Source organism: Pseudomonas sp. 18175 (genome assembly GCF_050432925.1).
GTDB lineage: Bacteria > Pseudomonadota > Gammaproteobacteria > Pseudomonadales > Pseudomonadaceae > Aquipseudomonas.
Genome location: NZ_JBKFTO010000013.1, coordinates 14,027 through 36,999, shown reverse-complemented (window position 1 = coordinate 36,999; position 22,973 = coordinate 14,027). Strand labels below are relative to the sequence as shown.

Here is a 22,973-nt window from a genome sequence, read left to right as displayed (position 1 = left end):
ATGCTGCAATTCGAAAACGTTTCCACTTTCTACGGCAAGATCCAGGCCCTGCACAGCGTCAACGTGGAGATCCGCCAGGGTGAAATCGTCACGCTGATCGGTGCCAACGGCGCCGGTAAATCGACCTTGCTCATGACCCTGTGTGGTTCGCCCCAAGCCCATAGCGGCAGCATCCGCTACATGGGTGAGGAGTTGGTGGGCCAGCAGTCGTCGCAAATCATGCGCAAGAGCATTGCGGTAGTGCCGGAAGGCCGTCGCGTGTTCTCGCGCCTGACCGTTGAAGAGAACCTCGCCATGGGCGGGTTCTTCACCGACAAGGGCGATTTCCAGGAGCAGATGGACAAGGTGCTGCACCTGTTCCCAAGGCTCAAGGAGCGCTTCAGCCAGCGCGGCGGCACCATGTCCGGCGGCGAGCAGCAAATGCTCGCCATTGGCCGGGCACTGATGAGCAAACCCAAGCTGTTGCTGCTGGACGAACCGTCACTGGGCCTGGCACCGATCATCATCCAGCAGATCTTCGACATCATCGAACAGCTGCGCAAGGACGGTGTAACGGTGTTCCTGGTGGAGCAGAACGCCAACCAGGCGCTTAAAATCGCTGACCGCGCCTACGTGCTGGAAAACGGCCGGGTGGTGATGCAGGGCACTGGCGAGCAGTTGCTGACCGATCCGAAGGTGCGTGAGGCATACCTCGGCGNCCCCCCCCCCCCCCCCCCCCCCCCCCCCCCCCCCCCCCCCCCCCCCCCCCCCCCCCCCCCCCCCCCCCCCCCCCCCCCCCCCCCCCCCCCCCCCCCCCCCCCCCCCCCCCCCCCCCCCCCCCCCCCCCCCCCCCCCCCCCCCCCCCCCCCCCCCCCCCCCCCCCCCCCCCCCCCCCCCCCCCCCCCCCCCCCCCCCCCCCCCCCCCCCCCCCCCCCCCCCCCCCCCCCCCCCCCCCCCCCCCCCCCCCCCCCCCCCCCCCCCCCCCCCCCCCCCCCGCTCCCACATTTGCTTTGTGTGATCCTTAAATTTTGCGAAACCAAAATTATTTTCGACAGGTGTGTAACAGACTCCTTCCCGTCACCTCTACTGCTACAAGCAGGCATTCAAGCCCGCCAACTCAACCCACTGCTGGAGATAGACCATGACCACTAAACTGTCCGCCGCCTCCCTGATCCTGGCCCTCGGTTCCGCCCTGAGCCTGTCCACCCTGGCCACCACCGCCCACGCTGCCGACGACATGCAAAAATGCTTCGGTGTCGCCGAAGCCGGCAAGAACGATTGCGCCGCAGGCGCCGGTACTTCCTGCGCCGGCACCTCGAAAACCAAAGACCAGGCCAACGCCTGGAAACTGGTCCCAGCCGGTACCTGCCTTAAAACCCCAAGCTCCACCTCGCCAACTGGTTTCGGCCAGGAAGCTGCCTTCACCGCCAAGTCTTGATTACCTGCCAAGCCTGAGTACTGATGATGACCCTTTCATCCCTGCAAGCCGTCCCCCAGGCTCAGGCGCCCGGCCTCCCACGCCGGGCCGGGCTGGGGCTCAAGCCTGAGCACTTTATTGAAGTACTCGAGACCTCACCCGATATCGGTTTTTTTGAAGTGCACGCCGAAAACTACATGGTGGCCGGCGGCCCGTTTCATCACTACTTGGGTTTGATCCGCGAACAGTATCCGCTGTCGCTGCATGGCGTGGGCCTGTCCATCGGCGGCGAAGGCCCTCTGTGCCGTGAACACCTGGCGCGGTTGGCCCGGCTGATCGAACGCTATCAACCCCAGTCTTTTTCCGAACACCTGGCCTGGTCCAGCCACGGCCAGGTGTTCCTCAATGACCTGCTGCCCCTGGCCTACGACAACGCCACCCTGCAACGGGTGTGCGAACACGTTGACCAGGTGCAAAGCACCCTCAAGCGCCCGTTGCTGCTGGAAAACCCTTCAACCTACCTGCAATTGCAGCGCTCTACCCTGGACGAGACCGACTTCATCAGCGAGATCATCCGCCGCACCGGCTGCGGCCTGCTGCTGGATGTGAACAACGTCTATGTGTCCTGCATCAACCACCAACGCAATCCACATTCCTACATAGATGCCCTGCCCTTGCACGCGGTGGATGAGATTCATCTGGCCGGGTTTGCCGAAGACACCGACAGCCTGGGTGACCGCCTGTTGATTGATGACCATGGCGCACCCATCGATAACGCCGTGTGGCAACTATATGAACAGGTACTGGCACGTATCGGGCCGGTGGCGACACTGATCGAACGAGACAACCAAGTGCCCGCGTTCACTGTGCTGCAAGCGGAAGCTGAGCACGCCGATTGGCATTTACGGCAGGTCCGCCCATGAGTCTTTACGACGCGTTTTCCAAGGCACTGCTGACGCCAGACCAGCCTTGCCCCGATGGATTGTTCAGCAGTAACGGTGCCGACCCTGCCAGCCGCTTTACGGTGTATCGCAATAACGTGCACAGCTCATTGATCAATGCGCTGGCTACCGCCTATCCCGTGACTCTGCAACTGGTGGGCGATGAGTTTTTCCGTGCCATGGCCGGCCTCTACGTGCAAGCGCATCCGCCCACCAGCCCGATTATCAGCGACTACGGCAGCACCCTGGCCGCGTTCATCCAGGGTTTTGAGCCTGCGGCCAGCGTGCCCTACCTGGCGGATATCGCCCGGCTGGAGCGCTTGCGGGTGTGTGCCTACCACGCGGCCGATTGCCAGCCGCTGGACCAACACGCCGTACTCCAGGCCCTGCAAGGCCAAACGGACTTGGGTGGGTTGCGCCTGCAACTGAATCCCTCGTTGTCCACGCTGGACTCGCCGTATGCCGTAGTCGCGGTGTGGGCAGCCCATCAGATCGAAGGCGGCCTGGCCACCCTCAACCCCTGGCACGCCCAGAGCGCGTTGGTGCTTCGCCAAGGCCTGGCGGTCAAAGTGTTCGCCATCGACAGTGGTTCAGTGGCCTTTATCAACAGCCTCGACCGCGGCACGCCACTGGAAAAGGCCATGGAGCTGGCCCTGGCCGCCGCGCCCGAATTTGATCTGCACCAATGCCTCACGCTGCTGATCACTCACAACGCCATCACTCATCTGCACACCGAACAAAAGGTATCGCCATGAACACTTTCCTACCGCGCCTGGTTGAACGGATCATTCAACTTTTCGAGCAAATCCCCTACAGCGTGATAGCTTTTGTCGCACGTTTTTCCATTGCCGCGGTGTTCTGGAAGTCCGGGCAAACCAAGGTGGAGGGTTTTGCGGTGGACGTGATCGGCGGCACCTTCGAACTGGGCGAACCTCGGCTCGCCGCTTCGACCCTGCCGCTGTTTCGCAGTGAATACCACGTACCGCTCCTGTCGCCAGAAGTGGCGGCGCATATGGCGGCGTTCGCCGAGCACTTTTTCCCGGTCCTGATCCTGGTGGGGTTTGCCACGCGATTCTCGGCCCTGGCACTGATCGGCATGACGCTGGTCATTCAGCTGTTCGTCTACCCGGACGCCTACCCCACCCACGGCACCTGGATTGCCCTGTTGCTGCTGTTAGTGGCCAAGGGCCCTGGGCGCCTGTCCATCGACCACTTGATCGCCCGCCGCTACCGTTAAAGCCGATCGAGGGCTTCGCCGCTGCGCTTGAACCACGCCACCAGGTAATCGGCCAACACGTGGGTACGGCGCGGCAAGCCTCCCTGATAGGGATGAACCAGATACATCGGCATGCTTCGCGTCTGATAATCGCGCAGGAGCCAGCGCAATCGACCGTCAGCCAATTCCGCTGGCAGTACGTAGGATGGCAGGCGGGCGATACCAGCGCCCACCAGCGCGGCCTTCTTCAGCAGGTTGTAGTGGTTGGAAGCGAAGGTGCCACTGACCCGTACGCGCAATAGCTCGTGCTGTTGGTGGTACAACCACTCTTCGCGACCGCTGTAGTGGCTGTTGAGCAGGCAGGTGTGAGTCGCCAGGTCGGCTGGGGTTTGTGGTTCGCCGTGCTGTTCAAGATACGCCGGGCTGGCACACGTCATCTCGTGCCAGGCCAGCAACGGCTTGGCCACCAGGCGCTCGTTTTCAATCGCACCGGAACGAACCCCCAGGTCAAAGCCATCCCGCGCCAGGTCCCGGTAGCTGTTGTTCAGTTCCAATTCAATCTGCACCTGCGGGTACTGCTTTGAGAACTCCAGCAGCAAGCCATCAAAGAACGTTTCTCCCAACGACACCGGAACCGTCATACGCACCGGCCCCGCCAGATCGTCCTTGAGCCGGGCCAATGCCTGACGGGCGCGGTCCACTTGCACCACCAACGCCTGGGCCTGGGGCAACAACGCGGCACCCGCAGCGGTCAGGCTGAGCTTGCGAGTGGTGCGGTGCAGCAACACCACGCAAAACTGCGCTTCCAACTGGCTGATACGCTTGGACAATTGGCCTTTGCTGCAACCCAGTTGTTGCGCTGCCACGGTAAAGCTACCCGCTTCGATCAACACGGCGAACGCTGCCAGGTCATCCATCTCGCTCATGGATTGTTTCCATTTGAAAACCAAAGGTTGCCTATTAGCACGTTTATCCAGGGAAAAAGCCACTCTAGACTGAACCTTCACTTACCCCCTGGAGGAACATCAGCATGAAAATCCTATTGATTGGCGCCAGTGGCACTGTCGGCTCAGCGGTCAAGGCCGAACTGGCACAGCGTCACGAGGTGATCAGCATTGGCCGTAGCAGCGGTGATTTCCAGGTGGATATCAGCGACAGCGCCTCGATCCGCACACTATTCGAACAGACCGGCAAGTTCGATGCCCTGGTTTGCGCGGCAGGTAGTGTGAACTTCGTGGCACTGGGTGAGATGAGCGAAAGCGACTTTGAACTGGGCCTGCGGGACAAGCTGATGGGCCAGGTCAACCTGCTGCTGATCGGCCAGCAATACGCCAACGACGGTGCGTCGTTCACCTTCACCAGCGGCATTCTCAACCGTGACCCGATCCGCACCGGCGCTTCGGCGGCATTGGTCAACGGCGCAATCGATGCCTTCGTCAAAGCGGCCGCGATCGAATTGCCACGGGGCCTGCGGGTCAACTCGGTGAGTGCGAATGTGTTGGTTGAAGCCATGGACAGCTATGCGCCGTATTTCCGTGGCTACAAACCCGTACCGGGTGCTGATGTGGCATTGGCCTACGCCAAAAGCGTCGAAGGCTTGCAAACCGGTCAGACCTTTATCGTCGGCTAAATCCCGCGTCCGTAAGAATTGCCTGAAGCTGGCCGGTGGGGTTGTGATGCACCGCCAGCCTGCGTAACGTGTCGGCACTTGTCTGGAGACCCCTTATGCGTGCCGCCCGTACCCTTGCCTTGTTTGCCCTGCTTCCTCTGTTCGCCGCCTGCCAGATGTTCGAGAGCGAGCCGGCCAAGCCGTCGCTTGCGGGCATGACCCGCATGCAGGGCGAACTCACGGCGGTGGGTGACAAGCTGCTGTTCCAACCGTGCAACGACAAGCGCAACTACGTGGTCAACGACACCGGTGGCACCAATATCCTGCAGGAAGCCGCTTCCCTGGCCGGCCAGCAAGGGGCGCTGTTTGCCGACCTGCGCGGCAAGTTCTCCGGCGTCGCGGCCGGCACCCAAGGCTCGGTGGACCTGCAGCAACTCTACCGTGTAGAGCGCTCGACCTCAGCCTGCGAAGACCCGGATTTCAAGCGCATGATCCTGCGGGCCAACGGCCACAAACCGGCCTGGGCAATGAACGTCACCGCCAAGGGCATGGTGCTGGAACGTGAAGGCCAGCCGCCCTTGGCGGTGCCGTATGTGGAAGAGCAAATCGGTGACGGCCGCTTCAACCTGATGACCGAAGCCAACAACCAGCATGTCGAGTTGTGGGTAGCCCCGCAACGCTGCGTGGACAGCGCCAGCGGTAGCTTGCAACACATGACCGCCGAGTTGCGCGTCAATGGCCAGGTACAGCGTGGTTGCGCGTCGTTTGGCGGCTCGCGCGACGACTGACTGCGCCCGGCGCTGTTTTAACATGACGGGAAACCGCCATTGAGGCTTATAATCGCCGGTTTGCAAAACAGCCGGCCATTTTGTCCGCCGCCTACCGGATCCCGTCATGTTACGAATCACCGAACTCAAGCTGCCCATCGACCATCCCGAAGAAGACCTGCGGCCTGCCATCGTGCAGCGCCTGGGCATCGCCAGTGATGACCTGCTCGATTTCACCCTGTTCAAACGCAGCTACGACGCGCGCAAGAAATCCTCGGAGCTGTGCTTCATCTACACCATCGACTTGAACGTAAAGGGCGAAGCTGCCTTGCTGCTCAAGTTCGCTGATGACCGCAACGTCAACCCGGCACCGGACGTGAGCTACAACGTGGTGGGTCAGGCACCGGAAGGCTTGACGGGACGTCCAATCGTGGTGGGTTTCGGCCCTTGCGGGATTTTTGCCGGGCTGTTGCTGGCACAGATGGGTTTCAAACCAATCATCCTCGAGCGCGGCAAGGAAGTGCGCCAACGCACCAAGGACACCTGGGGCCTGTGGCGTAAAAGCGTGCTCAACCCAGAATCCAACGTGCAGTTCGGCGAAGGCGGCGCCGGGACGTTCTCCGATGGCAAGCTGTACAGCCAGATCAAGGACCCGAAATTCCACGGCCGCAAAGTCTTGCATGAGTTTGTGAAAGCCGGCGCGCCGGAAGAAATCCTCTACGTCAGCAAGCCGCACATCGGTACCTTCCGCCTGACCGGCGTCGTGGAAAACATGCGCGAGCAGATCATCGCCCTAGGCGGTGAAGTGCGCTTTGAACAGCGGGTTACCGACGTGCTGATCGAAGAGGGCCAACTCTGCGGCGTGGTGGTGGATGGCGGCGAACAGATCCTGTCCAAACACGTGATCCTGGCCCTGGGCCACAGCGCCCGTGACACCTTCCGCATGCTGCACGGTCGCGGCGTGTACATGGAAGCCAAGCCGTTCTCGGTGGGTTTCCGTATCGAACACCCTCAATCGCTGATCGATGCCGCGCGCCTGGGTAAATACGCCGGGCATCCGAAACTCGGGGCGGCTGACTACAAGTTGGTACACCACGCCAAGAACGGCCGCTCGGTCTACAGCTTCTGCATGTGCCCAGGCGGCACCGTGGTAGCGGCCACTTCCGAGCCCAATCGTGTCGTCACCAACGGCATGAGCCAGTACTCGCGTAACGAACGCAATGCCAACTCCGGCATCGTGGTCGGCATCACCCCGGAAGTAGATTACCCAGGCGGGCCGCTGGCCGGTATTGAGCTGCAGGAGCGCCTGGAGTCCCACGCCTACATCCTCGGTGGCAGCAACTACGAAGCTCCGGCGCAATTGGTGGGTGATTTCATCGCCGGCAAACCGTCCACGGCCATCGGCAGTGTGGAGCCGTCCTACAAGCCCGGCGTAGCACTGGGCGACTTGGCCCTGGCCTTGCCGGACTTCGCCATCGAGGCCATCCGTGAAGCGCTGCCGGCGTTCGAGAAGCAGATCAAGGGCTACTCGCTGCACGATGCGGTGTTGACCGGCATCGAGACACGCACCTCGTCGCCGCTGCGGATCACCCGCGACGAGTCGATGCAGAGCTTGAACATCAAAGGCCTATTCCCGGCTGGCGAAGGTGCTGGCTACGCGGGTGGGATTCTGTCCGCCGGTGTGGATGGGATTCGGATTGCCGAGGCGGTGGCCCGGGATATGCTCGGCCTCGAAGCCTGACAACATTCAGCCAGCCACCACAAATCATCTGTGGGAGCTGGCTTGCCTGCGATAGCGGAGTGTCAGCCCACACAGGAGTTGGCTGAACGACTGCCATCGCAGGCAAGCCAGCTCCCACATTAGTTTTTGTGTCTGGTCAGATATTCGCGCGCAAGATGCTATCTGGCAATCGTTGGCCTTGTTCGACGCACGCCGCAACAAGCGCAATCAACCCCTCCAACTCATAGCCTTGGGCTGCCAGCCACGCCTGATCGTAATAAGTCGTGGCATAACGCTCGCCGCCATCACACAAGATCGCCACGATCGACCCCGACTCCCCCGCCGCTTTCATCTGCTGCGCCGCTAACAGCGCGCCCACCAGGTTTGTCCCGCTGGAACCACCCACTCGCCGCCCCAAACGCCCGGCCAGGTAATGCATCGCTGCCAGCGACAACGCGTCCGGCACCTTGACCATCGCATCAATCACTTTGGGCAGGAACGAAGCCTCCACCCGGGGCCGGCCGATGCCTTCGATGCGCGAACCACAGTCCAATCGCAAGCTGGCATCACCGCTTTGATAGAAGTCGAAGAACACCGAACGCTCGGCATCGGCGCACAGCACACGGGTGCAATGCTGGCGATAACGCACGTAGCGGCCCAAGGTCGCCGTGGTGCCGCCAGTGCCAGGGCTGGAGATCAGCCAACTGGGCACCGGATGCTGCTCAAAGCGCATCTGCTGGAAGATCGACTCGGCGATGTTGTTGTTCGCCCGCCAGTCGGTGGCACGCTCCGCGTAGGTGAACTGGTCCATAAAATGACCGCCACTTTCCTGCGCCAGGCGTTCAGATTCGGCGTAGATCTGCGTCGGATCTTGTACCAAATGGCTCTTGCCACCATAAAAGGCAATCTGCGCGATTTTCTCTTGGGAGGTGGTCGCCGGCATTACCGCAATAAACGGCAGGCCGAGCAAGCGCGCAAAGTAGGCTTCGGAAATGGCGGTGGAGCCACTGGAGGCTTCGATCACCGGCGCACCTGGCTTGAGCCAGCCATTGCACAGCGCATAGAGGAACAGCGAGCGGGCCAGCCGATGCTTGAGGCTACCTGTGGGGTGGCTGGATTCGTCCTTGAAGTACAACGCGATACCCGGCAGGCCCGGCAGTGGCAGCGGAATCAGGTGCGTATCGGCGCTGCGCTGGAAGTCCGCTTCAATGATGCGAATGGCTTCGCGGGCCCAGGGACGGTGGTCGCTCATGCTGGAGTTCTCTAAGAGTTTTCAACACCAATCTTAGGAGGTTTCCTACACTCCACACAGATACAGTAACGACTCAATTGGACACACAATTACCTGCGGTGAAAGCGACGTTGACGGCACGCCCCACTTATAACAAATAAGAATATAACTTTTGTTTTAACAACTAACGGTACGGGTTAGGGTACCCACCTATTGAACCTTGATTGGAGAGCATCCCTTGCCTCTGCGTAGCACTTTCACCCGTTTCTTCCAGCTGGAAGCCGCCAGTGGCCTGTTATTGATCGCCGCCGCCGCCCTGGCGTTGATCATCAACAACTCACCGCTTTCGCACCTTTACAACGCCTTTCTCGAGGTGCCGGTGGTGGCCCAGGTGGGTGCGTTGAAAATCGCCAAGCCTGCCCTGCTGTGGATCAACGATGGCCTGATGGCCTTGTTCTTCCTGCTGATCGGCCTGGAGGTCAAGCGCGAGTTGCTTGACGGCCACCTGTCCAAGCCATCGCAAGTGGTATTGCCGGGGGCTGCGGCCATCGGCGGCATGGTGGTGCCGGCGCTGATCTACTGGGCTATCAACAAGGACTACCCCGCTGCGCTGTCCGGCTGGGCGATCCCGATGGCCACCGACATCGCCTTCGCCCTTGGCGTCCTGGCTCTGTTGGGCAAGCGTGTGCCGGTGTCGCTGAAACTGTTTCTGATGACCCTGGCCATCATTGATGACCTGGGTGCGATCATCGTGATTGCTCTGTTCTATTCGGCCGACCTGTCCGGTGCTTCCCTGGCGGGCGCGGGCCTGTGCTTGATAGCACTGATTGCCATGAACCGCCTGGGGGTGATCAAACTGGGTCCGTACCTGATCATCGGCCTGATCCTGTGGGTGTGCGTACTCAAGAGTGGCGTGCATGCCACCCTGGCCGGTGTGACCCTGGCGTTCTGCATCCCTATGCGCACCAAGAACGCCGAGCCTTCACCTTTGATGACCCTGGAGCATGCCCTGCATCCGTGGGTCGCCTACGGCATCCTGCCGCTGTTTGCCTTTGCCAATGCGGGTGTGTCACTGACTGGGGTCAGCCTGGAAAGCTTCACCCACCACGTGCCCATGGGCATTGCCACCGGCCTACTGATCGGCAAGACCATCGGCGTGTTCGGCCTCACCTGGCTCGCCGTCAAGACCGGCATCGCCGCCCTGCCCTCCGGCGCCAACTGGGGCCAGGTATTCGGCGTGGCGATCCTATGCGGTATCGGTTTCACCATGAGCCTGTTTGTCGGCTCTCTGGCGTTTGTGCCGGGCGCCAGTGAGTTTGCGGGGGAGGACCGGATGGGGATTCTGACGGGGTCGATATTGGCGGCGTGTATTGGTTATGCGGTGACGGCGATGGCGAGTCGCAAGACGGTGTGAAGTTACAGCCCCCGAAACTAAAAAGCCCCCTCGGTTTGAACCGAGGGGGCTCCACTTCTCAGACCTTACAGGTCATCAAAGCTGTCCCGCAGGAACTTCCACACGTGATAAACACGCAGGCAGTTCACTACGAGGTTCCACGTACGTCGTGCAAACTTAGACATACTCGGCCCTCCAAGGGTTGGGCCTGACCTCCAGCGCACTTACCGGAACACGTGGGCCTTCGGATGCTGTCACCGCGTCCTTTGAGGTGGCTGGGTTGATGGGCCTTCCGCATGAATCCGGCACGGATTACTAGCCCGTGGCGGGAGGTCCAAAACCTTGGATACTGACCCAGCCAAACTACAAAGCAATGAACATGGAACGGTGTGGATACTAACTGAGCGCCCGGGTCCAAGGTGTGACTGCACGTGATCGAATTCGTGGTGAGTCCTAGATTTTCATGTCAATTTTTTACGCAAACACTGAAATAAAAAATCTTACAAATGAAGTCAGCCGCTCATCGCTGAACCTTGCACACCCGCCTAGTCGACAGTAGTATCTCGACCATGTCACCGCGTCCTGTGAGTATGCAAGCCCGGCTTAAAACCAGGCAGGCAATAAAAAACCGCCCTACTAAGGCGGTTTTTTATTGCCTGCATTTTTCGAATCGCCATTATCAGATGCTCAGTGGTCAAACAATGTTCTCAAAGGTTTTGACCCTTAGATCCCTAGAAAAAACCCCAACCGATCACCCGGTTGGGGTTTTGTGTTTCTACACCCAGCGCTTAACGCGTAACGCGGCTGGTGCCATCAACGGTCATGATGCGCACACGGTCGCCAATGCGGAAGATTTCATTCTCCTGCACAGCCTGCACATAGGCGCGCATGCTGCCGTCGTCTTCACGTACGGTGATTTCCACGCCTTGGGTACGGGTCAGGCCTTCTTCGGTGGCCGAACCCAGCAGGCCGCCAGCGACGGCGCCGATCACGGCAGTCACGATGCTGCCACGGCCGCCGCCGATAGCGCTGCCGCCAACGCCGCCGATAACGGCACCGGCAGCGCCGCCGATTGGGGTCTTGGTGCCTTCGATTTTCACCGGACGCAGGGATTCAATGGTACCCATGCGCACGGTCTGGACTCGACGCGCCTCATCACGGGAGTACGAGTCGCCGGTCAGACTCGAGGCGCAGCCACCCAGCAGCAATGACAGGGTGGTAAAGCAGGCAACCAGTAAAACGGACTTACGCATAGCATCAACTCCAAAGGACAGGGGGTCATTAAACGCTGCAGCTTGGCGCCTGTCACGGCAAGCACGGCAGAAAACTGCATTCATTCAGCCTTAGTACAGACTGCCAGTAGCCGAAAACTCGATCAACGGTATCTCAGCATTTGTGCCAAGAGATGTCATGACGGTTTCCATATTGTAGCCGCGCAGCCGCACGCGGCCGACGTCTCTTGAATAGAGACGTCGGCGCGCAGGGTAATATTCAGGTTAAACGACGAAAGGTGCAGCTCAGGGTGCCAAGCGTTCGCGGGTCCACTGTGCCCCTTGCAGGCGGTAGTTCAGACGGTCGTGCAGGCGGCTGGCGCGGCCTTGCCAAAACTCGATGCGTTCCGGCAGCAGACGATAGCCCCCCCAATGCTCGGGGCAATCAGGCTGGGTATCGCTGAAACGCTGTTCGGTGGCCTTGAGCAGATCCTGCAGTTCTTCACGGTCACGAATGACTTTGCTCTGTGGCGATGCCCACGCGCCCAGACGACTGCCCAGCGGACGGACCTGGTAATAAGCGTCCGACTCCTCAGGCGTCACCTTGACCACTCGCCCCTCGATACGCACTTGGCGCTCCAGGGTCGGCCAGAAAAAGGTCATGGCCGCGAACGGCCGTGCCGCAAGCTGTTCGCCCTTGGCACTTTGGTAATTGGTGAAGAAGGTAAAGCCCTGCGCATCCAGGCCCTTGAGCAACAGGATGCGGCAGTGCGGGCGACCGTCCTGGTCGACCGTGGCCAGCGTCATGGCATTGGCCTCCACTGGCGGCTGTTCGGTTTTCACCGCGTCAGCGAACCACTGGTGGAACAAGGCAAACGGCTCGCTCGGGGCCTGGGCCTCGCTCAAACCATCCCGTGTGTAGTCACGGCGCATATCGGCCAGGGCCTGGGTCATGCAGCTTTATCCTTCTGGTTCAACAGATCAGTTTTTCGCCTGGTCGTTCGCCGGTGCAGCTGCCTTGGCTTTGGCCGGAGCCGGTTTCTTGGCAGCAGGCTTGGCCGGGGCCTTTTTGGCGGCTGGTTTGGCAGCGGCTTTCTTGGCGGCGGGTGCCTTTTTCGCAGGGGTTTTGGCAGCAGCAGGCGCCGGAGCCGGAGCGTTCTGTACGGCAACCATCTCAGCCACAGGCGGTGTCTTGCCCGAGTTGTACTTGCTCAGCAGGGCCAACATAGTTGTACGCTGAGTGAACATAATTTCCATGCGACGGTTCAGCGCACGGCCCTGGGTGCTGTCGTTGGCGGCACGTGGCATCAAGTCGCCCATGCCACGCAGCATCAGGCGGTCTTGCTTCAGGCCGCTTAGGCTGAAGATGGACGCGATGGATTGCGCACGCTCTTTACTCAATGTCTGGCTCGCAGGCGCGGTACCCGTGGCGTCCACATGGCCCAGTACCAACACGGCGGTCTTGGGATCAGCTTCAACCGCCTTGGCAACACGGGTGAACGGCCCCAACGTAATCGGCAGCAGCATGGCCGGGCGTTTCGGGTTGTAGGAGCCGTCTACTGGCGCGATCACCACCAATACGTTGTCACGGCGCTCCAGCTGCAGGTTGCTGTCCTTGATGGCAGCACGCAGGCGTGGCTCGTAGTCGTCGAGCCAGGCTTGGGTAATTTTCGGGTCGGGCATCGGCACATTGGTCACGTCGACCTTGGCCAGTGGTTTTGGCTTGCTTTCGAATGGCCACCACCAGTGGGTTTCACTGTCGGTCTTGGCGACGGCGGCGGCATCAGGAGCGGGTGTGGCGGCCTTGAGGTCGGCTTTCAAATCGGCCTTGGCGTCGGCCGCCTTGTCGTCAGCGCTCTTGGAGGAGAACGGCCACCAGCTGGAGCCGGTGTCTGCCTTGGCGGCAGGCGCGGCAGCGGCGGCTACAGGCGCAGCAGGCTTGGCGCCGGCAGCGGGCTTGGCCTCGGTTTGGGTCACGGCATCCTTGGTAGCGGTCTTATCCGACCCGAATGACCACCAATGCCCGCCGTCGGCATCATTTTGTGGAGTTTGTGCGCAGCCAGTAATGGTGAGGCAAAGCGCCAGTGCCAAGGACTTGTTCGATAACATGATATATCCACAAAATGAGAAAAAACCGGAGGGCCTGGATGACCCGTTAAACAGACGCTTGAAGGAGAATAAAGTTACAACTTTTCCTACAGCACCTTCTTATAGTTGCCTTTGTAACAAAAAAACGTGAAACAGCAAGGGGTTTACAGACAACCGGCCAATATTCCGACCAACTTCTGTGCCCGCGGGTCCATAAGTACATAAGGCCCCAATGTATTAGTCACGAAACCAAACGCTACATCATGCTCAGGGTCGGCGAACCCCACCGAACCACCCGCCCCCGGATGGCCAAATGCACGCGGGCCAAGGCCGAACGTGGCATTGGGCAGTTGGGGTTGATCCAACATGCACCCCAAACCGAAACGGGTTTGTGTCAATAACGTTTTATCCGGACCCATACTGTGCTCACGGGTCAATTGTTCGAGCATGTCGGCTTCCAGCAAACTTCCGTCCAACAAACCGCTATAAAAACCCGCCAGACTGCGTGCATTACCGTGGCCATTTGCCGCTGGCTGCTGCATGCGCCGCCATTCGGGCTTATTAGTGCTGGTCAGAATAGACGGTGGATTGGCAAATGCCCGCGTAGTCATCGCCGTCGGTTCACGCATCATTACTTGCAATAAACGTTGTGCGGCCTCATCGCCCATGTTGCCTTTGCTGCGCGCTATATGGGCCACGCGATAAAACTCTTCATCCGCCAGGCCCACATGAAAGTCCAGCCCCAATGGCCGCGCAACCCGCGCCACGATGGACTCGCCCGGCCCACGGCCATCGGCGCGACGCAGCAGTTCGCCCACCAGCCAGCCGTAGGTGATTGCCTCATAGCCATGGCCTTGGCCCGGCGTCCACCACGGAGCTTCGGCGGCCAGGGTGTCGACCATCAACTGCCAGTCGTACAGGGCTTCGGTGGGCAACATCTCGCGGATCGCCGGCAACCCGGCCTGGTGGCAGAGCAACTGGCGCAGGGTGATGGTTTCTTTCCCGGCGGCAGCGAATTCGGGCCAGTATTTGGCGACCGGAGCGTCCAGCTGCAGCTTGCCTTCAGCCACCAGCTGCAGGGCTGTGACCGCCGTGAAGGTCTTTGTGCAGGAGAACAGGTTGACGATGGTGTCGCTGTGCCAGGCCTCGGCACCGTCCTTGTCGGCGGTGCCGGCCCACAGGTCAACCACGGTTTCGCCACCGATCTGTATGCAAAGCCCGGCGCCACGCTCCTGCGGGTCATCGAACAACGCGGCAAAAGCTTCGCGTACCGCTTCAAACTGGAGTTCGTAATGACCCTGAATCTGCACCTGAACGCCCTCGGAAAACACGCTAAAAAGTGGTCGACATTGTTCCAGCCATTGTAGGATTTGTGAACCCATCAAACCTTAATCAATGGCCGTTGCCGGAGTGTCCACCGGCATGCCCAGCGCCCTGCCCCGCGCCTTTGCCGTCATGCCCGCCTTTGCCGCCTTCACCCTCACGCACGGCGCTGGACGCCTTGGCCTTTTCGGCTTCCTTGCCCAGTTGGTCAACCGCCGCCAGGTTGCTTTTGCGCACACTGTCGACAAAGCCCTGGAACGGCACGTCGGTGATGCCCACCAGGCCGAAATGGCCATTTTCCCCATCCAGCAAGCGACCGGTCACAGGCTGGTCCAGATACTGGAACCAATGCACGCCGACAATCGACGGCTCGGCCATTGCCTGCTTAAGGAAGTTGCCATAGGCCACCGCGCGGTCGTCTTCCTTGGCCAATTGCGTCACGCCGCCCCAGAACGGGCCACGGTCGGCGGAGCCAAAGTTGAATTCGGTGATCAGTACCGGTTTGTCCAGCGCGCGCAGGGCGGCGAAGTCGTAACCGTCCTGGGGTTTGAGGGTGTACATATTGAAGCTCAACACATCGCAATACTGGGCACAGGACGCCACCGCTTCCGGCGTACTCACAGCAAAGCGGCCGCCCAACAGCAATTGGTTGGGCGCGTGCCATTTGAGCGAGTCGGAAATGGTCTTGAAGTAGGCGTCGGCGAACGTCTTCTGGAAGAATTTGAAGTCGGCTTCGATTTCCGGGTGCTCGGCATTCGGCATCGGCGGCTCGAAACCCGGGTCTTCCATCAGTTCCCAACCAGCCAGGTGAATGCCCCAGGCTTTGGACAGCCCCCCTTCGTTACGGTATTTGTCGCGCAGCTGCTTGAGGAACGCGCGCTTGGCCGGTACATCGGTGGTCATCCGCAAAGTGCCGTAAGCCAAGGCGTAGCGGGATTTAGCATCATCGCCAGGACCGGCCCAAGCCAGTTCGTTGTCGGCAAAGAAACCGATCAACCAGGGATCGTCGCGATGATCGCGGGCAGCAATGGCCACGGCGCGCTCGGTGGCCATGGCGAAGCGCGGGTCGAACGGGTCGGGCATGCCGCCCCACCAGTCGGTGCCGGTGCTGATGCTGGTGTAGTCGCCGACAATTGATAGCGGCAAGGTGTAGGGCACCCGGTCGGCGGTGGCCAGGTCCTCGTCGCTCCAGTTGCCCACGGTGTTGAAACCCCAGGCCTGCAAGCGGTCGAGGGTGTGGGTTACCCAGCGTTTCTGGTCGAAGCCCTCACCGCCATAGGTGCGTTGCAGGTTGGCACCATAGAAGTCATACCAACGTCCGGCGCCAAAACTGCGGCCTTCGCCCGCGCCGTTGCCGGTGCGGTTGTCGCTGCTGCCATAGTACTTATCAAAAGGCTCGCCAGGTTTGGGCAGTGCCGCAAACATCCATTCACGGCCCGCCACGTAGGTCTGGCTGTTGTCCGGGGCCACGGTGTTGACTCCCAGGGAGTAAAACGGATGGCCTTCCGGCGTCACCAGGTACCAGCGACCGTCGCGTTTCTCGGTACGGAAAAACCCACTGGCGTCAAAGGCTGGGCCTTTGTTCCAGCCGCCGTATTGGTCCACAGCGGATTTATCCCGTGTGGCCAGCCAGCTCTGGAGCTGTTGCTGTTCCTTGGCCGCGCCGGCTTTGAGTTGCTCGTCGCTGCCGACCTTCTCCGGCCAGCGCGAACGGGTGGATTGGCCGTAGGCATCCACCAACTCGCTGTAGGCGGCCTTGAGCACCGGCTCGCCGTCCTGCACGCCGAAGCGCTCCAGCAGAATGCTCTGGGCGGCGTTGGGTTTGATCATCGACAGGGTGACCGAAACCACCTGGCTGCGGTCGATTTCACCCGCGCTGCTGCCCAGCAACACGCGCTGGCCGTCCACGGTAATCGGCATCGGTGGCCCGGCCTTCATGCCCTGGCTCAGCGGCGAGTTGGCTTGCAGCGGAATCAGCAGGGTCTGGGCCGGGCCAGCCGGCAGGTCGATACGACTGAGCAAGGTCTTGCCGTCGGCACTCTGCACCTTGACGTAAAGAGTCAGCGCCCAGTCCATGGCGCTCTGGATCCGCAGGCTCATGGCGCTGGATTGGGACCAGTCCCAGGCACCGGTCTGCGGGCTCAGCATCAGGCTCGGCTCGGCCGCCGGATTGAAGGTGATGCGGCGCAACACCTCGCCTTCGGGGGTTTGTTCGGCGTTGTATTGCGGCAGGCTGGCGTCCTGGGTCGCGACCTTGACCACATCGGCAGGCCGGACGAAGTTGAACAGGGTCTGTTGCCCGGCAGGCGCGGCCATCAAGGGCGCAGCGAACAACAGAGCAAAAAGAGCGGGCAGCGTGCGAATCATACGAGCAAGGTTCTCCCAGACGGCCGGTGAATGGCCTGATGACATGATTGAGATAGACCACGAAGTGGGCGAAACCGCCCACGGTGGCTTAAGAAATTTCGCGCCTGAACGGCGGCAGAGCATTAAGAATAGCTTTGCCATAGCGCTGGGTGACCAAACGGCGGTCGAGCAAGGTGATGGTGCCCCGGTCTTCCTCGGTACGCAGTAAGCGTCCACAGGCCTGCACCAGCTTCAATGAAGCATCCGGCACCGAGATTTCCATGAAGGGGTTGCCACCCCGCGCTTCGATCCACTCGGCCAGGGCCGCTTCGACGGGGTCATCCGGTACCGAGAACGGGATCTTGGCGATCACCACGTGTTCGCAGTAGGCGCCGGGCAAGTCCACGCCTTCGGCGAAACTGGCCAGGCCGAACAGCACGCTGGAATCGCCACCGTCCACTCGCGCCTTGTGCTTGTTGAGGGTTTCCTGCTTGGACAGGTTGCCCTGGATAAACACTTGCTTGCGCCAGTCACGGTCGAGGCCGTCGAACACGTCCTGCATTTGCTTGCGCGATGAGAACAACACCAACGTACCGCGTGAACCTTCGACCAATTCCGGCAGGTCGCGGATAATTGCTGCGGTGTGGGCCGCTGCATCCCGCGGGTCGGCCTTGAGGTCTGGCACCCGCAACACACCGGCATCGGCGTGATGGAACGGGCTCGGCACCACGGCGGTGACGGCTTTTTTCGGCAGGCCGGCGCGCATACGGAAGCGGTCGAAAGTGCCCAGGGCGGTCAGCGTGGCCGAGGTCACCAGGCAGCCGTAGGCCACGTTCCATAAGTTGCGGCGCAGCATCTCGGCAGCCAGGATGGGGCTGGCGTTGACTTCGATATCAAACAGCGCCCCGCTTTCGGCCAGGGTCAGCCAGCGCGCCATGGGCGGGTTGTCTTCCGGGTCTTCCACGGTAAAGGCGGTCCACAGCTCCCAGTTGCCTTGGGCGCGGGACAACAGGCTGCCGAACAGTGGGTACCATTCTTCGGCCTGGTTGCTGGCGATGCCAATGTTGACCTCGCCGTCCATGCCCTCTTTAAGCAGGTCGGTGAGGCGGGTAAACAGGTCGGTCAGGCGTGAGAAGCCCTTCTTCAACTCGATGCCCATTTCGCGCATATGCTCGGGGATCAAGCCACCGACGAAACGATGACGCGGCCGCTCACGGCCTTCCACGTCTTCGCCGGGCTTGAAGTCGGCCACCTGCTCACAGGCGCTGAACATGAACTGCTGTTGGGTCTTGATCTCCCGCGCCAGCTCCGGCACTTGTTCGATCAGCTTGCCCAGGTCGCCCGGCAGCGGGTGCTGGGCCAGCAACTTGGTGAGATTCTTGGCGGTGGACTCCAGCCAATCGGCGGTGGAGCGCAGCCGGGTGTAGTGGGCGAAGTGGCCGATGGCTTTGTCCGGCAGGTGGTGGCCTTCGTCGAACACGTAAAGGGTGTCGCGGGGGTCGGGCAATACGGCACCGCCGCCCAGGGCCAGGTCGGCCAGCACCATGTCGTGGTTGGTGACGATCACGTCGACCTTACCCATGCCTTCGCGGGCTTTATAAAAAGCGCATTGGCCGAAGTTGGGGCAATGACGGTTGGTGCATTGGCTGTGGTCGGTGGTCAGGCGCGCCCAGTCGGAATCTTCCAGGGCGGTGGGCCAGCTGTCGCGGTCGCCGTCCCACTTATTGCCGGCCAGCTTCTCGATCATGCTGGTAAATAGCTTCTGGCTGACTTCATCGACTTCGATCTTGAAGCCTTCTTCTTCGAACAGCGATGCCGTGGCGGTTTGTGCGTGGCCTTCCTGCAACAGTACGTCGAGCTTGGACAGGCACATGTAGCGGCCACGGCCCTTGGCCAGGGCGAAGGTGAAATTCAGCCCGCTGTTGCGCATCAAGTCAGGCAGGTCTTTGTAGACGATCTGCTCTTGCAGGGCGACGGTGGCGGTGGCGATCACCAGGCGCTTGCCGGCGGCCTTGGCGGTGGGGATCGCGGCCAGGCTGTAGGCGACGGTCTTGCCGGTACCGGTGCCGGCTTCGACGGCCACGACCGCAGGGTCGCCACTGCGCCGACCTTCGTCATCGGTGTCGATATCCCCGAGGACCTTGGCCACTTCGGCGATCATCAGGCGTTGGCCGTAGCGCGGTTTCAAGCTCTTGGCTTCGAGAAAACGCGAATAGGCGCCCTGGATCGTGGTTTTGAGTTCAGTGCTGATCATGGATAGTCGGGCGCAAAAAACGCTGGATAAATTTTCAGTGGTTCGGATCGGCCGCTATCATACCCCGCTAATTAATCCCGCGCAGAACGGAGTACTTCAATGACCGCGTTTAGCCTCGCCTACACCTTGCATGTATTGGCCGCCCTGATCTGGGTCGGCGGTATGTTTTTCGCCTGGATGATCCTGCGCCCCGCCGCAATGGCGGCACTTGAGGGCCCTGCCCGGCTCAAGCTGTGGGCAAATGTGTTTCAACGTTTTTTCGTGTGGGTATGGGTCGCGGTGGCAGTTTTGCCGATCAGCGGCATTGGCCTGCTGCAACTGCGCTTTAGCGGGTTTGAGACCGCGCCGCGTTATGTGCAGGTGATGATGGGGTTGTATGTGGTGATGACAGCGCTGTTTATCCGTATCCAGGCGTTGAAATTCCCGGAGTTGCGAGCGGCGGTGGCGGCTGAGGATTGGCCGGTGGGGGCTGCGGTGTTGGGGCAGATTCGTCGGTTGGTGGGGATTAATTTGATGGTGGGGTTGGTGGTGGTAGCCATTGCTTCGGCCCGGCCGATGTTCTGAGGCGACCTTGAATCCGCCATCGGGGGCAAGCCCCCTCCCACATTTAAAGGTGTTCACAAACCAAATGTGGGAGTGGGCTCGCCCGCGATAGCGTCAGCCCAGACGACTCAGAGCCGCTGAATAGTGACAGCACCCGCTGGCCCCGCAGGCCCCGGCTGCCCTTCCAACCCAGGGCGGCCCTTCTCGCCGCCATCAGCCTGGTACACCAGGCAGCCCTTGGACTGCCCACCGCGCCCAGGCTTGCCCGCCGTGCCCGCCAAACCGCCGGCACCGCCGTCCACCCAGACCTTGATCTGTTCAGCCGGGAAGCTCTGTGGCAGTTCAACCCGCACCAGCGCCCCTGCACCGCCTGGCAAGCCGTCGCCGCCGTTATCGCCATTGGCCCCACGCCCGGCCGAACCCCAGGTGCAGCCTGGGTCCACGCCATTAGCGCCGTCTAACCCGGCATACCCCTGGGCACCGGCGCCGCCGCGGGCGTCTACCGAAAGCTGCTCTGCCGTCAGGGAATTGATGCGCAAGGTCAGGTCACGTCCGGCCTTGGCGGGTTTTTCATGGGTGCCGGGGGCTCCGCGCGAGGTGATCTGGCTGCCGTGATCCAGTTGCGCATGGCGCACTTGCAGTTGCAGCCCGGTACCGCCAGGAGCAATGGCGATGCGCGCTTCGCGCCCCAGGTGCAGCTCATCCACGGTGACTTGGCTGATGGTGGCGGGAATCAGCAAAGTGCCGTAGTCCGCCACATCCAGACGCTCCAGTTGCAACACGCTGGTGCTGCTGGGCAGGCGCATCAATGAGTTGGTTTCAACACTGACGCTCTGGGCCAGGGCAACGGGGCTGACCAACAGGGCCAACAGTAAAACCTTGCGCATCGTGGAGCTCCCTCAAGTGCATTCAAAAAATATTTCTAGTTTTTTCTTTGGACGCACAGTAACGACTTCTACCGGCGATTTGCCAGTGAAGGTTCAAAAAAGTTAATAAACGGGAAGGTTCAGCGAGGGCCCACCGGCAATGCCCCTGTGGATCCCACAGGGGCAAGGGCTGTCAGCGGTTGATCTGGATTTCTGTGCGGCGGTTCAGGGCACGGCCCTCAGCGGTTTTGTTGTCGGCGACCGGATGGCTTTCACCGGCACCGGTGACGGACACAAAGTTGCTGCGAGGTACACCGGCACCAATCAGGTAATCGGTGACCGAGTGCGCGCGTTTTTCCGAGAGTTTCTGGTTGTAGGCGTCTTTGCCGACACTGTCAGTGTGGCCACTGACCCGCAGTTGTGCGCCTGGGGCCTCTTGCTTCAGGCGGGTGGCGATGGTGTCGAGCTTGGTTTTATCCGTCGCTGTCAACTTGGCCGAGTCGAACTGGAAGTGCACATCGCGGATCACGATGGTTTCCTCCTTGACCACGACCACCTCTTCAACCACTGCCGCTACCGGCACAGGCGGGCAACCATCGGCATTCACCGGCACGCCTTTAGGCGTGCCCGGGCACTTGTCGCGACTGTCCGGTACGCCGTCGCCGTCTTCGTCACCATCGCCGTGCACCCAGCAATAGGCACCGGCCAGGCCGCCGACCACCAATGCGCCGCCGCCGGCCCATGAAGAACTTTCGGTGGCACCCAGTGCCGCGCCCGTTACACCACCCACGGCGGCGCAGGTGGGCCAATCGGTTTTTTGCAAGCCTGCGCAACCTGTCAATACTCCGGTTAGCAGAACCAAAGGTAGAGCTGTCCGCATGATGCTCATCTGATTTCTCCTGAGGGGATCGGCGGGGGCCGATGGGTGGAGTAAAGACGGCTCTTTTCATCTGCGCCAGTTGGCCATACCCCCGGATTCATTGAGGATGGCCTTGTATGGCTGGCTTTTCGCAATTACCCGCTCTAGGCCAGCACGCTCAGCCGCGCTAGTCTCTACGGTCCTGATGTGAGGATCTGTGATGACCGCTGGTATTTCTTCTCGTACACCCCAGCAAGCCTTGGCCGCCTTGCTCGACCAACACCGGCCCAAACGCCTGCTGTTGCTGGGCGCCAGCCAGTTCCCGGCGCTGGAAGCCTTTCAAGCCGCACACCCGGACACCCAAGTCGCCGTAGCCCCGCCCGGCCCGCTGCCGGCAGCGCTTGCGGCGCAGCGTTTTGACCTGGCACTGGTGGTCGACTGCCTGGAACACCTGTCAAAACCCCAAGGCCTGACCCTGCTCGGCGGCATCCGCAACCTCAATGCCAGCCGGATTGCCGTGCTGGTTGACCTGGGCGCCTGCGACTGGAAAGACACCGACTTCTTCTCCCTGGCCCTACAAGCCGGCGAGCGATTCCAGCGCGATGAACAGGTTCTGACGCTGTTTACCTACGATCTGCTTGACTATAAACAGGTGCCGGACTGGCTCAACGCCCGCTTCTGGGCCAACCCGGAAAATTTTGGAAAGTATTGGTGGTAACCCAATGAGTACATCCATTTGCCCCTGCGGCAGTGGCAACCTGCTGGATGCCTGCTGCGGCCATTATCACGCCGGCCACCCGGCACCTTGCGCCAGCGCGCTGATGCGTTCGCGCTACAGCGCCTACGTGCTGGGGTTGGTGGACTACTTAGTGGCGACCACCTTGCCCGCGCAACAGGCTGGCCTGGACCGCGACGCCATCGGCGCCTGGAGTGCCCAGAGCACTTGGCTGGGCCTGGAAGTGGAGAGTTCGGAAGTGTTCGGCGGGCAGCCGGAACACGCGTTCGTGACCTTTACCGCACGCTGGCATGACAGCACCGGCGAACATAGCCACCGCGAGCAGTCTTCTTTCGTACAGAATGACGGGCGCTGGTACTTCATCGACCCGACCGTGGAGGTGAAGGCCGGGCGCAACGATGCCTGCCTGTGTGGCAGTGGGCAGAAATTCAAGAAGTGTTGCTCCAGCTATCTCTGACCCTACAGGACTGACGC

At 61.1% G+C, this 22,973-nt stretch carries 21 protein-coding genes and 1 pseudogene; 12 read left to right on the top strand and 10 right to left on the bottom strand.

Annotated features, from left to right (window positions below; all coding sequences use genetic code 11):
• From ACLD1Y_RS18610 to ACLD1Y_RS18590, 5 genes and pseudogenes are all read left to right on the top strand, one after another.
• Positions 1-696: pseudogene (locus tag ACLD1Y_RS18610) on the top strand (ABC transporter ATP-binding protein); the annotation flags it as partial.
• Positions 697-1,120: 424 nt separating this feature from the next.
• Entirely contained in the window at positions 1,121-1,417 is a 297-nt protein-coding gene (locus ACLD1Y_RS18605; RefSeq protein WP_429479310.1) for a BufA1 family periplasmic bufferin-type metallophore, read from the top strand.
• A 23-nt stretch (positions 1,418-1,440) separates the two neighbouring features.
• Positions 1,441-2,319: an MNIO family bufferin maturase gene (gene bufB / locus ACLD1Y_RS18600; RefSeq protein ID WP_429479309.1), complete on the top strand. Its 879-nt coding sequence runs from the start codon at positions 1,441-1,443 to the stop codon at positions 2,317-2,319.
• Complete coding sequence (locus tag ACLD1Y_RS18595) at positions 2,316-3,092, top strand: DNA-binding domain-containing protein (protein ID WP_429479308.1); 777 nt, start codon at positions 2,316-2,318, stop codon at positions 3,090-3,092. Before bufB ends, ACLD1Y_RS18595 begins: the two co-directional genes overlap by 4 nt.
• On the top strand, positions 3,089-3,574 hold the full coding sequence (locus ACLD1Y_RS18590) for a DoxX family protein (protein ID WP_429479307.1): 486 nt from the start codon (positions 3,089-3,091) through the stop codon (positions 3,572-3,574). The genes ACLD1Y_RS18595 and ACLD1Y_RS18590 overlap by 4 nt, the downstream gene beginning before the upstream one ends.
• Here ACLD1Y_RS18590 and ACLD1Y_RS18585 read toward each other — a convergent pair.
• Positions 3,571-4,479 carry a LysR family transcriptional regulator gene (locus ACLD1Y_RS18585; RefSeq protein WP_429479306.1) on the bottom strand — a complete coding sequence of 303 codons (909 nt, stop codon included), beginning with the start codon at positions 4,477-4,479 and terminating at the stop codon, positions 3,571-3,573. The genes ACLD1Y_RS18590 and ACLD1Y_RS18585 overlap by 4 nt on opposite strands.
• A gap of 104 nt (positions 4,480-4,583) precedes the next feature.
• Here ACLD1Y_RS18585 and ACLD1Y_RS18580 point away from each other — a divergent pair, with 104 nt between their 5' ends.
• The 3 genes from ACLD1Y_RS18580 (at position 4,584) to ACLD1Y_RS18570 (ending at position 7,670) form a co-directional block, all read left to right on the top strand.
• Complete coding sequence (locus ACLD1Y_RS18580) at positions 4,584-5,183, top strand: short chain dehydrogenase (protein ID WP_429479305.1); 600 nt, start codon at positions 4,584-4,586, stop codon at positions 5,181-5,183.
• 95 nt (positions 5,184-5,278) lie between these two features.
• Positions 5,279-5,950, top strand: coding sequence for a COG3650 family protein (locus tag ACLD1Y_RS18575; RefSeq protein WP_429479304.1), 672 nt, complete (start codon positions 5,279-5,281; stop codon positions 5,948-5,950).
• A 106-nt stretch (positions 5,951-6,056) separates the two neighbouring features.
• Complete coding sequence (locus ACLD1Y_RS18570) at positions 6,057-7,670, top strand: NAD(P)/FAD-dependent oxidoreductase (RefSeq protein WP_429479303.1); 1,614 nt, start codon at positions 6,057-6,059, stop codon at positions 7,668-7,670.
• Between the two features lie 136 nt (positions 7,671-7,806).
• Here ACLD1Y_RS18570 and ACLD1Y_RS18565 read toward each other — a convergent pair whose 3' ends face one another.
• On the bottom strand, positions 7,807-8,901 hold the full coding sequence (locus tag ACLD1Y_RS18565) for a PLP-dependent cysteine synthase family protein (protein ID WP_429479302.1): 1,095 nt from the start codon (positions 8,899-8,901) through the stop codon (positions 7,807-7,809).
• A 217-nt stretch (positions 8,902-9,118) separates the two neighbouring features.
• Here ACLD1Y_RS18565 and nhaA point away from each other — a divergent pair, with 217 nt between their 5' ends.
• The gene (gene nhaA, locus ACLD1Y_RS18560; protein WP_429479301.1) at positions 9,119-10,294 is read left to right on the top strand and encodes a Na+/H+ antiporter NhaA; all 1,176 of its coding nucleotides are present in this window, start codon (positions 9,119-9,121) and stop codon (positions 10,292-10,294) included.
• A gap of 767 nt (positions 10,295-11,061) precedes the next feature.
• On the opposite strand, the gene ACLD1Y_RS18555 is transcribed toward nhaA, so the two are convergent.
• From ACLD1Y_RS18555 to dinG, 6 genes are all read right to left on the bottom strand, one after another.
• On the bottom strand, positions 11,062-11,526 hold the full coding sequence (locus ACLD1Y_RS18555) for a glycine zipper 2TM domain-containing protein (protein ID WP_003189251.1): 465 nt from the start codon (positions 11,524-11,526) through the stop codon (positions 11,062-11,064).
• A 264-nt stretch (positions 11,527-11,790) separates the two neighbouring features.
• Entirely contained in the window at positions 11,791-12,438 is a 648-nt protein-coding gene (gene pdxH, locus ACLD1Y_RS18550) for a pyridoxamine 5'-phosphate oxidase (RefSeq protein ID WP_429479300.1), read from the bottom strand.
• Between the two features lie 27 nt (positions 12,439-12,465).
• On the bottom strand, positions 12,466-13,593 hold the full coding sequence (locus ACLD1Y_RS18545) for an OmpA family protein (RefSeq protein ID WP_429479299.1): 1,128 nt from the start codon (positions 13,591-13,593) through the stop codon (positions 12,466-12,468).
• Positions 13,594-13,736: 143 nt separating this feature from the next.
• Positions 13,737-14,882, bottom strand: a complete 1,146-nt coding sequence (locus ACLD1Y_RS18540) for a serine hydrolase domain-containing protein (RefSeq protein ID WP_429479298.1) — start codon at positions 14,880-14,882, stop codon at positions 13,737-13,739.
• A gap of 82 nt (positions 14,883-14,964) precedes the next feature.
• The gene (locus ACLD1Y_RS18535) at positions 14,965-17,262 is read right to left on the bottom strand and encodes a beta-galactosidase (RefSeq protein ID WP_429479297.1); all 2,298 of its coding nucleotides are present in this window, start codon (positions 17,260-17,262) and stop codon (positions 14,965-14,967) included.
• 88 nt (positions 17,263-17,350) lie between these two features.
• A complete protein-coding gene (gene dinG / locus ACLD1Y_RS18530; RefSeq protein WP_429479296.1) occupies positions 17,351-19,495 on the bottom strand; it encodes an ATP-dependent DNA helicase DinG in 2,145 nt (714 codons plus the stop codon).
• 99 nt (positions 19,496-19,594) lie between these two features.
• Between dinG and ACLD1Y_RS18525 the strand changes: the two genes are divergently transcribed.
• Positions 19,595-20,059 (top strand): CopD family protein, encoded by a 465-nt coding sequence (locus tag ACLD1Y_RS18525; RefSeq protein ID WP_429479295.1) that lies wholly within the window; start codon positions 19,595-19,597, stop codon positions 20,057-20,059.
• Between the two features lie 107 nt (positions 20,060-20,166).
• Here ACLD1Y_RS18525 and ACLD1Y_RS18520 read toward each other — a convergent pair whose 3' ends face one another.
• Positions 20,167-20,925 carry a collagen-like protein gene (locus ACLD1Y_RS18520; protein WP_429479294.1) on the bottom strand — a complete coding sequence of 253 codons (759 nt, stop codon included), beginning with the start codon at positions 20,923-20,925 and terminating at the stop codon, positions 20,167-20,169.
• Positions 20,926-21,097: 172 nt separating this feature from the next.
• Positions 21,098-21,793, bottom strand: a complete 696-nt coding sequence (locus tag ACLD1Y_RS18515; RefSeq protein ID WP_429479293.1) for an OmpA family protein — start codon at positions 21,791-21,793, stop codon at positions 21,098-21,100.
• Between the two features lie 190 nt (positions 21,794-21,983).
• Between ACLD1Y_RS18515 and ACLD1Y_RS18510 the strand changes: the two genes are divergently transcribed.
• Both ACLD1Y_RS18510 and ACLD1Y_RS18505 read left to right on the top strand, forming a co-directional pair.
• Entirely contained in the window at positions 21,984-22,481 is a 498-nt protein-coding gene (locus tag ACLD1Y_RS18510; RefSeq protein WP_429479292.1) for a DUF6231 family protein, read from the top strand.
• A 4-nt stretch (positions 22,482-22,485) separates the two neighbouring features.
• Positions 22,486-22,956, top strand: coding sequence for a YchJ family protein (locus ACLD1Y_RS18505; RefSeq protein WP_135310924.1), 471 nt, complete (start codon positions 22,486-22,488; stop codon positions 22,954-22,956).
• Positions 22,957-22,973 lie beyond the last annotated feature (17 nt).